At 62.1% G+C, this 8490-nt stretch carries 10 protein-coding genes; 1 reads left to right on the forward strand and 9 read right to left on the reverse strand.

Features of this window, described 5'->3' with window-relative positions:
• Nucleotides 1-29 precede the first annotated feature (29 nt).
• From BM194_RS01795 to BM194_RS01815, 5 genes are all read right to left on the reverse strand, one after another.
• Nucleotides 30-473 carry a DUF6691 family protein gene (locus tag BM194_RS01795; RefSeq protein WP_177223312.1) on the reverse strand — a complete coding sequence of 148 codons (444 nt, stop codon included), beginning with the start codon at nucleotides 471-473 and terminating at the stop codon, nucleotides 30-32.
• Between the two features lie 2 nt (nucleotides 474-475).
• Complete coding sequence (locus tag BM194_RS01800; protein ID WP_092842982.1) at nucleotides 476-928, reverse strand: YeeE/YedE family protein; 453 nt, start codon at nucleotides 926-928, stop codon at nucleotides 476-478.
• A 12-nt stretch (nucleotides 929-940) separates the two neighbouring features.
• Nucleotides 941-1825 (reverse strand): MBL fold metallo-hydrolase, encoded by an 885-nt coding sequence (locus BM194_RS01805; protein WP_092842984.1) that lies wholly within the window; start codon nucleotides 1823-1825, stop codon nucleotides 941-943.
• Nucleotides 1826-1933: 108 nt separating this feature from the next.
• The gene (locus BM194_RS01810) at nucleotides 1934-3154 is read right to left on the reverse strand and encodes a glycosyltransferase family protein (protein ID WP_092842986.1); all 1221 of its coding nucleotides are present in this window, start codon (nucleotides 3152-3154) and stop codon (nucleotides 1934-1936) included.
• The gene (locus BM194_RS01815) at nucleotides 3151-3993 is read right to left on the reverse strand and encodes an HAD-IIB family hydrolase (protein ID WP_092842988.1); all 843 of its coding nucleotides are present in this window, start codon (nucleotides 3991-3993) and stop codon (nucleotides 3151-3153) included. The genes BM194_RS01810 and BM194_RS01815 overlap by 4 nt, the downstream gene beginning before the upstream one ends.
• A 294-nt stretch (nucleotides 3994-4287) precedes the next feature.
• Between BM194_RS01815 and BM194_RS01820 the strand changes: the two genes are divergently transcribed.
• Nucleotides 4288-4809: a gluconokinase gene (locus BM194_RS01820; RefSeq protein WP_092842990.1), complete on the forward strand. Its 522-nt coding sequence runs from the start codon at nucleotides 4288-4290 to the stop codon at nucleotides 4807-4809.
• A gap of 53 nt (nucleotides 4810-4862) precedes the next feature.
• On the opposite strand, the gene BM194_RS01825 is transcribed toward BM194_RS01820, so the two are convergent.
• The 4 genes from BM194_RS01825 to BM194_RS01840 all read right to left on the reverse strand — a co-directional run.
• Nucleotides 4863-5768: a 2-dehydro-3-deoxygalactonokinase gene (locus BM194_RS01825; protein ID WP_092842992.1), complete on the reverse strand. Its 906-nt coding sequence runs from the start codon at nucleotides 5766-5768 to the stop codon at nucleotides 4863-4865.
• Nucleotides 5765-6451, reverse strand: a complete 687-nt coding sequence (locus tag BM194_RS01830; RefSeq protein ID WP_092842994.1) for a 2-dehydro-3-deoxy-6-phosphogalactonate aldolase — start codon at nucleotides 6449-6451, stop codon at nucleotides 5765-5767. The genes BM194_RS01825 and BM194_RS01830 overlap by 4 nt, the downstream gene beginning before the upstream one ends.
• 9 nt (nucleotides 6452-6460) lie before the next feature.
• Entirely contained in the window at nucleotides 6461-7609 is a 1149-nt protein-coding gene (gene dgoD / locus BM194_RS01835; RefSeq protein WP_092842996.1) for a galactonate dehydratase, read from the reverse strand.
• A gap of 25 nt (nucleotides 7610-7634) precedes the next feature.
• Nucleotides 7635-8490: TRAP transporter large permease (locus tag BM194_RS01840; RefSeq protein WP_092843054.1), on the reverse strand; the 856-nt coding region annotated here is incomplete at its 5' end.

Consider the following 8490-nt stretch of genomic DNA (forward strand, 5'->3'; position numbering starts at 1 on the left):
TTGCGATCTTCCGCTTTGAGCCTGAAGGCTCAGGAGCGGTGCAGCGATGACGATGCCCGGCTCGACGAGGCCGGCAACTGCCTGGCCAGCCACCAACCGACGATCATAGCGATCAACAGCGCCAGCAGCGGCGGCGTCGGCCCCGCCAGCGAGGCCACGGCCGGCCCTGGGCAGTAGCCGGACAGCCCCCAGCCTACGCCAAACAGGGTGGCGCCACCCAGCAGCCGGGCATCGAGATCGCGCCGCGTCGGCAACTGGAAACCTGCCGCAAACAGGGGATGGGGTTGGCGCAACACCCATCGGTAGCCAATGAACGTGGTGATCACGGCACCGCCCATGACGAAGGCCAGCGTCGGGTCCCAGTTGCCGAACAGGTCAAGGAAGCCCAGCACGCGGGCCGGGTCGGTCATGCCCCCGATTGCCAGCCCCAGGCCGAAAAGCAATCCGGCCAGGTACGCCATCAGTGTCTTCATGCTCAGCCTCCCACATGCCTGACTACAAACACGGTGACGATAGCCGCTGCCATGAAGGTCAAGGTGGCGGCCAATGAGCGCGGGGAAAGTCGGGCCAGCCCGCAAACGCCGTGTCCGCTGGTGCAGCCACTGCCGATGCCGGTACCGACGCCCACCAGCAGCCCGGCGATGAGCATCGTCGTCACGCCAGCGACAGGCTCGCCAACCACGGCGCCTGATTGCCCCACCACATTGCCAAGACCGCTACCTGTCAGCGCCAACAGCAACGGTCCGCTGACCAGCCCAGCGACAAAAGCCACTCGCCAGGCACTGTCGCCCTGCGGCCGGTCCAGCAAGAGTCCCGAGACAATCCCACTGATTCCGGCGATGCGCCCCAGGCTGGCCATCAGCCACACCGCCGCCAGGCCGATCAGCACCCCGCCGATCAACCCCTGAATACTTGCCATCCAGTCCATTGCCTCCCTCCTCTACGACTTCCGGGGCTGGCCGAAGGCGTTGATGGGCACCTTGAGGTAGACCCGACCATTGTCTTCGGCCGGCGGCAGGTGCCCGGCACGCATGTTGACCTGGACCGAAGGAATGATCAGCTTGGGCATGCCCAGCGTGCTATCGCGCTCAGTGCGCATGGCAACGAAGTCCACCTCGTCGACACCTTGGTGTACATGGACGTTGTCCCGGCGCTGCTCGCCGACCGTCGTCTGGCAGGCATAATCTTCGCGACCCGGCGCCTTGTAATCGTGGCACAGGAACAAGCGGGTCTCGTCGGGCAGCGCCAGAACCTTCTGGATAGAGCGGTACAAGGTGCGCGCATCACCACCGGGAAAGTCACAACGCGCTGTGCCGTAGTCGGGCATGAACAGGGTATCTCCGACGAAGGCGGCATCGCCGATGACATAGGTGAGGCAGGCCGGTGTGTGTCCCGGCGTATGCAGTACACGAGCTTGCAACCTGCCGATACTGAACGTGTCACCCTCCTCGAACAGCCGGTCGAACTGACTGCCATCTCTAGCGAACTCATCACCACTATTGAACAGGTCGCCAAAGATGGACTGGACTTGGCTAATCTTCGCCCCGATACCGGTCTTCCCACCCAGGCGCTCCTGCAGGTACGGCGCCGCCGTGAGATGATCGGCATGGACATGCGTTTCGAGGATCCACTCGACCGCGAGCCCTTCGCGCTGAATGAATTCGATGATCCGGTCAGCCGACTGCCAGCCCGTGGCGCCCGAGGCATAGTCGAAATCCATGACCGAATCGAGAATTGCACAGGCTGTGCTGTCGGGATCGCGCACGACGTAGCTGAAAGTATTGGTGGGCTCGTCGAAGAACGCCGTGACCTCTGGATTGCTCATGAAACAGCCTCCCTATCGCAACGCTTGTCAGGGGGTAGTATACACGAACAAAAGGAATAACGTTATTCACTTTTCATATATACATCCGACCTGCCAGTGCACGGCGGACTAAACCTTGCCCTGATTGTCCAGTTCGACCGCTTCGTGCATCCGCTCCAGAACATCGGGAAAGGCCGCTTGCACGCGGTTCCAGCTGGGAATGAACGGCTTGTCGCGCGGATATTCGAGAAATGCCTTGCCGGCCTCCATGATATTGCTGGCGAACAGTTCCACGGCTTGTTCTTCACTGTGCCGGTCGAGTTTCAGTCCATTCATGATGGCGTCGTTGTCGTAGGTCTCGATCAGGTCCAGGGCAATGCGATAGTAGGTGGCCTTGATGGTACGAAAGCTCTCGGCACTGATCTGCACACCGAGGGTGGCCAGCTTGCGATAGAGCGCCTTGGCGATGTCCAGGCTCATGCGGTTGAGGCCGCCCGTGGCATCGCCCTCGGAGACTGGCTGATGCTTGTGATCGTAGACGTCGGCGATATCCACCTGGCACAGGCGCTTGGTGGAATAATTGCGATGCACCTCGGAGAGCACGCCGATCTCCAGGCCCCAGTCACTGGGAATGCGAATGCCATCGAGTACGTCGGTACGCATCGAGAACTCACCGGATAACGGGTACCGGTAGCTGTCCAGATAATCGAGAAAAGGCAGCGGACCGTAGATTGCCTTCAGCGCGCGCAGCATCGGAGTCACCATCAACCGCGCTACGCGCCCATTGAGCTTGCCGTCGGCGATCCGCGAGTAGTAGCCCTTGCAGAACTCGTAATTGAACTGCGGGTGTGCAACGGGGTAGATCAGACGCGCCAGCAAGCCGCGATCGTAAGTGACGATGTCGCAGTCATGCAGCGCGACCGCTTCGGTGCGTCGCGAGGACTGCACGTAACCGGCGCAATACCAGACGTTACGTCCCTTGCCGGGCTCCTGGGGGGAAATCCCCTCCGCTTCGAGTTCGGCATCCAGCGCCTTGAGCCGCGGACCATCGTTCCACAGGATACGATGGTGTTGCGGCAGCTTCGAGAAAAACTCCCGGGCACGCAAGAACTGGTCGCGGTCGGCCCGGTCGAGGCCGATGACGATTTCGTTGAGATACGGCACCCGAGTCAGCTCATCGACGATGTTGGCCAAGGCCGGGCCTTCGAGTTCGGAGTAAAGCGAAGGCAGGATCAGGCCCATGGGCCGACGCTTGGCGAAACGCACCAGATCGGCCTCGAGCTCTTCCACCGGACGCCGAGTCAGGTTATGAAAGTTGGTGATGATACCGTTCTGGTAGAAATCGCTCATGCCAGCTCCTGTCCAAGCCAATGTTCCATACCTTCGGCCCAGCCACGCGGCCCGGTTTCCACGGTGCGATAAAGGCGGGGATGATCTATCTCGACGGGATGAGAGTGCATGCCACGGATGAGTACCGCCGCATCGCAGGCGTTCAGCAGCGCAACGTCATTGGGCCCGTCGCCCAGCCCCAGCGACCAGGGATTTATACCGCGCAGCGCACCAAGGCGTGCCACGAGCCAGCTCACTGCCCTGCCCTTGTCGATGTTGCCCATCACGTGCCAGAACCGCCCGCCCTGCGTCAGTACCAGGTCATCGTTGGCCAGCAGGGTCCGGAACGCGTCGAGCATTGCCTCGCTATCGTCCCAGAGCAACGGAATGCTGCCTTCCCGCTCGCGTGCCTGCCCGGCCCGCGCTGCATCCAGACCGGTCGCTTCGATGATTGCCTCGATCGTCATGTCGGGCAGGCAGCGAAAGGCCACTCCCAGCCTTTCACGAATCACTGCGAGCCGGCGCATGAGGAAATCACTATCCACGCTCAAGGCTTTCACTCGCAGCCCATCGACATTGGCAGGGTCGCGATCCAGACGGGCATGCTGCCAGGCAGCAGGTAAACCGATGATGGCGCCGTTCTCGGCGATGAAAGGCGTCTGCTCGAGGCCAAGCGCCTGCCGCAAGGGAAGCAGCTCCGCGCGGGTCTTGCTGGTTACGGGAATGACCGGCACGCCAGCGGCGTCCAAGCGCTCCAACCAAGGCCGAGCCGGCTCCCAGCCGTAATCGTGATGATCGAGCAGCGATCCATCCAGGTCAGTGAAGACCAGGCGCAGCGGTGGCGAAATGGTCTCCTGCATTGCAAACCCTCTCGCGTGCTTGGCGATTCACCCGATGTCATCGCCCTATGAGTGTGCATAAGCACGTTGCATGCCAATTCCGCAAACTCAGGCACTGGCCAGCGGTTCCAGGTCACCGAGGGTGTCGCCAGGTGGCCTATTGCCTTATGGAGAAGCTCTTCATGTTCATTTTTGGTGCAATCCATGAAAGTTACGTTTTTCTACGCATATTGGCTGGCAGGAGCCGCTAATTCGCGATGCAGAAATGGTATTCTTACCACGTTGGAAAGCGCTTCACTTCAGGAACAATAGCAGATGGAAACGTCACCCAAGTGTATTCTCGTCATGGGCGTCTCGGGCTCGGGAAAGTCGCATATCGGCCGGGCCTTGGCCAAAGAGCTAGGTTGTCACTTTATCGATGGGGACGATCATCACAGCGCAAGCAGCATCGCCAAAATGTCACGCGGCGAACCGCTTAGTGACGACGATAGAAAAGACTGGTTAGTGACCCTCTCCGGCCTCTATCGTGATTACCATTATCGCGGCGAGTCGGTAGTCATCGGCTGCTCTGCACTGAAGAAACGTTATCGGGATGTCCTGCGCCAAGGCGCACCGGAACTCGAGATTCTCTACCTGCATGGCAGTCGCGAGACACTGCTGCAACGGCTTACCTCGCGCGACTCACACTTCTTTCATGGCGAGCACATGCTGGATAGCCAACTCGAGGCCCTGGAGATCCCCTTGGCCAGTGAAGCCTGGCAAATTGATATCCGCCAGTCCCCCGAGGATATCGTCGAGCGCTACGTCATTTACCTACGCGATAGCAGGCATGCCTGATTAGGCATAGGGTGAAAAAATGCCAGCCGGAAGGCTGGCATTCGGAAGAGACATCAATGATGTTTTTCGGCCAGAGCGACCAGTCCTGCCAAGGTCGCCCGGTCGCTATCCACTTCGACAATGTCCTCGAAACCTGCCTGTTGCATGGCCAGCCGATACAGGGCATTGAGCGCGCTGGAGCCGACCAGAATGACGCGACGGGCCTCGGAATGAAGTGAACGCTGGGTGCGGACCTCGCTACCGATCATGACACCGGAAATGAAGCTACCGACCTGATTGTCGGCAAGTCCCGCATAGAGATGCCTGCTTCGCGCCTCGAACAAGGCATGCAGCAAGCCCGCCGGGTGTGCCGCCGCCTCGAGCCCCTGGTGGAAGGCTGTCGCCTCGAACTCGGCCGACTCCCGGGCCGGCTCGCCGGGCAAGGTATGAAAGCGCACTGCATGATAGAGTTCCCCCGTCATGGCGGTGACAAAGTCGACCAGCTTCCCCTCCTCGAGGCGCGCCCACTTGCTATGCGTCCCCGGCAGGCAGCACAACGCCTCGCTCGTCTTGGCAATCGACAGGGCACCGAAGGCTTGAATCTCCTCGCCGCGCATGACGTCGACGTGCTCGGAACTCACGATCTTGACGCCCGGCACGATCCAGGCGTTGTCCAGCCCGGGAGCCGCCACGACATGGCTGGCCAGCGCATCGGCATCGACCGGCAAATCCAGTTGCGGCGCCTCGCTCCAGCCGCGCTTGGAGCCCACCATGCCGGCCAGGTAGACCGGCACCCGCCCTTCCTCTCGCCACCCGCCGACCTGGGCGGCACAGTAATGGGGAAACTCGGCGCTGCTCAGCGAACGCAGGCCGGCATCGGAACGCCGGCTATCCAGCACTTCGCCGGAGTCGCGATCGACCAGGAAGGCGCGGAAGTTACTGGTTCCCCAGTCGATGGCGATGAGTCTCGACGACGTCATGCGTCCGCCTCGCGCTCGAGACCGTCTGCCTGGGCCAGGCCTTCCTTGACGCGACACCACTCGGCGACCAGACCACGCGCACAGCGTTCCACCTCCTGCGCCGACCAGCCCGGCCGGTACACGCTGCCACCGAAGCCGAAGCCGTCGATACCAGCAGTGATCCACTCGCTCATGTTGGACTGGTCGATGCCGCCCACGGCAAAGACCGGCATGTCTGACGGCAACACGGCTTTCATGTCCCGGTAATAGCCAATCCCCAGGCGTGCCGCGGGGAACAGCTTGAGCGCACTGGCGCCTGCACGGGCCGCGGCCAGCGCCTCGGTGGGCGTCATGCAACCGATCATCGGTGCCAGGTCCTGCGCCACGGCTTCACCGATGACGGCAGGATCAGTGTTTGGCGTAATGACCAGGGGCGCATCAAGATCGGCAAGGCGACGGCAAGCCTCAGGATCGAGTACCGTGCCGGCGCCGATCACCACATCATCGGGACAGCGCTTGGCGACCCGCTCGATACTTTCCCAAGGACGTGGCGAATTGAGCGGAATCTCGATCAACTTGAATCCCGACGCGACCAGGGCATCGAAGATGCTGTCGATCTCGTCCGGCCTCACCCCACGCAGGATCGCCGCCAACGGCAGCTCCCTCATGGCCGCGTTCAGCGCGGCACGGCGTGTCTCGTTCATAACCTCTCCTTACCACTCGGCAATACTGCCGTCCTCATGCGTCCAGACCGGGTTGCGCCAGCGATGGCCCACCTTGGCGCGCTCCTCCACGAAGGCCTCGTCGATCTCGACGCCCAAACCCGGCCCCTGCGGGATCTCGCAGAACCCGTCCCTAATGCTCAAGGCCGACTTGTCGACTAGATAATCGAGGACGTCGTTGTCCCGATTGTAGTGGATCCCCATGCTCTGTTCTTGGATGAAGGCATTGTGGCTGACGGCATCGACATGCAGCGACGCAGCCAGCGTCAGCGGACCGAGCGGGCAATGCGGTGCCAGCGCGACATCGTGGCATGAAGCCAGCGACGCGATCTTCAACCCTTCGCTGATACCCCCACAATGCGACAGGTCAGGCTGGACAATGTCCACCATGCCCTCGGCCAGCAGGTCGCGGAACTGGAAGCGAGTATGCAGGCGCTCACCTGTGGCGATCGGATAGCCCAGGCCGGTGGCAATATGCTTGAGGCTCGGCAGGTGCTCGGGCAGGACCGGCTCCTCGACGAACATCGGGTGGTACGGCTCGAGTTCGCGCAGCAGCGCCTTGGCCATCGGCCGGTGCACACGGCCATGGAAATCGATGGCAATACCTACATCCGGACCCACCGCCTCGCGGGCCTCGGCCACGCGCGCCACGGCGTCGTCGATCTTGCGATGCGAGTCGACGATCTGCATTTCCGGCGTCCCGTTCATCTTGAACGCCGTGAAGCCCTGATCGACCAGCGCCTTGGCACCGGCCCCCACGTCGCTGGGACGATCGCCGCCGGTCCAGGCATACATGCGCATTTTGTCGCGTACCTGACCACCCAATAGCTGGTGGACGGGAACGCCCAGGTCACGCCCCTTGAGATCCCACAGCGCCTGATCGATCCCGGCAATTGCACTCATCAGAATCGGCCCGCCACGATAGAAACCGGCACGGTACATGGTGTTCCACAGATGCTCGATACGATGCGGGTCCTGGCCAATCAGGTAATCGGCCAGCTCGTGTACCGCCGCCTCGACGGTCGCTGCCCGCCCTTCCACCACCGGCTCACCCCAGCCGTAGCAGCCTTCGTCAGTCTCGATCTTCAGAAACAGCCAGCGTGGCGGTACCTGCCAGGTCTTCAGTTGGGTAATTTTCATGACGATCCTTTTACGATTCTTCCGACTAGACCAGCCACATGGCCAGGTTGGGCCAGAACAGCAGCGCGAACAGCACGCACAACTGGATGGCGATGAACGGCAGCAGCGACACGAAGATGTCCTTGAGGCTGATCTCCGGCGGCGCCACCCCCTTGAGGTAGAACGCGGCCGGCCCGAACGGCGGCGACAGGAACGACACCTGCATGTTCACCGCGAACAGGATGCCGAACCAGATCGGGCTGTAGCCCAGCTGCTCGATGATCGGCACGAAGATCGGCAGGGTCAGCATCGCCACCCCGATCCAGTCGAGGAACATGCCCAGCACCAGCAGGATCGCCATCATCACCAGAATGATCACGATCGGCGATACCTCCAGGCCCAAGATCATGCCCGAGATGAAGCGGTTGCCGCCCATCAGGTTGTAGACCCCGACCAGTGCCGCCGCGCCGATGCCGATCCAGATGATCATGCCGCAGGTCATCAGCGTCTGGCCCAGGCTCTCGTGCATGGTCCTCAACGAGAACTCGCCGCGCAGCACCACCGCCAGCAGCACGCCGAACACGCCCATCGCCGCCGCCTCGGTGACCGAGGCCACGCCGCCGTAGATCGAGCCCAGCACCAGCACCGCGATCAGCGCCGGCACGATGATCGCCTTGAGCGCCTGGCCCTTGGTGGCGAAGGTCTCCTGGCGGTCGGCCTCGGTCAGCGGTGGCCCCATGGCCGGGTTCTTCAGGCAGCGCACCAGCACGTAGGCGATGTAGGAGAGCATCAGGATCACCGCCGGGGTGATCGCCGCGGTGAACAGGTCGGCGATCGAGACGCTGGCGATCAGGCCGTAGATGATCAGCACGATCGACGGCGGCATCATGGTGCCCAGCGAG

This window comes from Modicisalibacter xianhensis (assembly GCF_900113605.1).
Taxonomy (GTDB): domain Bacteria; phylum Pseudomonadota; class Gammaproteobacteria; order Pseudomonadales; family Halomonadaceae; genus Modicisalibacter; species Modicisalibacter xianhensis.

Coding starts and splice junctions, on each gene's coding strand:
- BM194_RS01795 (WP_177223312.1), bottom strand. CDS start 473: ATGAAGACACTGATGGCGTACCTGGCCGGATTGCTTTTCGGCCTGGGG.
- BM194_RS01800 (WP_092842982.1), bottom strand. CDS start 928: ATGGACTGGATGGCAAGTATTCAGGGGTTGATCGGCGGGGTGCTGATC.
- BM194_RS01805 (WP_092842984.1), bottom strand. CDS start 1,825: ATGAGCAATCCAGAGGTCACGGCGTTCTTCGACGAGCCCACCAATACT.
- BM194_RS01810 (WP_092842986.1), bottom strand. CDS start 3,154: ATGAGCGATTTCTACCAGAACGGTATCATCACCAACTTTCATAACCTG.
- BM194_RS01815 (WP_092842988.1), bottom strand. CDS start 3,993: ATGCAGGAGACCATTTCGCCACCGCTGCGCCTGGTCTTCACTGACCTG.
- BM194_RS01820 (WP_092842990.1), top strand. CDS start 4,288: ATGGAAACGTCACCCAAGTGTATTCTCGTCATGGGCGTCTCGGGCTCG.
- BM194_RS01825 (WP_092842992.1), bottom strand. CDS start 5,768: ATGACGTCGTCGAGACTCATCGCCATCGACTGGGGAACCAGTAACTTC.
- BM194_RS01830 (WP_092842994.1), bottom strand. CDS start 6,451: ATGAACGAGACACGCCGTGCCGCGCTGAACGCGGCCATGAGGGAGCTG.
- dgoD (WP_092842996.1), bottom strand. CDS start 7,609: ATGAAAATTACCCAACTGAAGACCTGGCAGGTACCGCCACGCTGGCTG.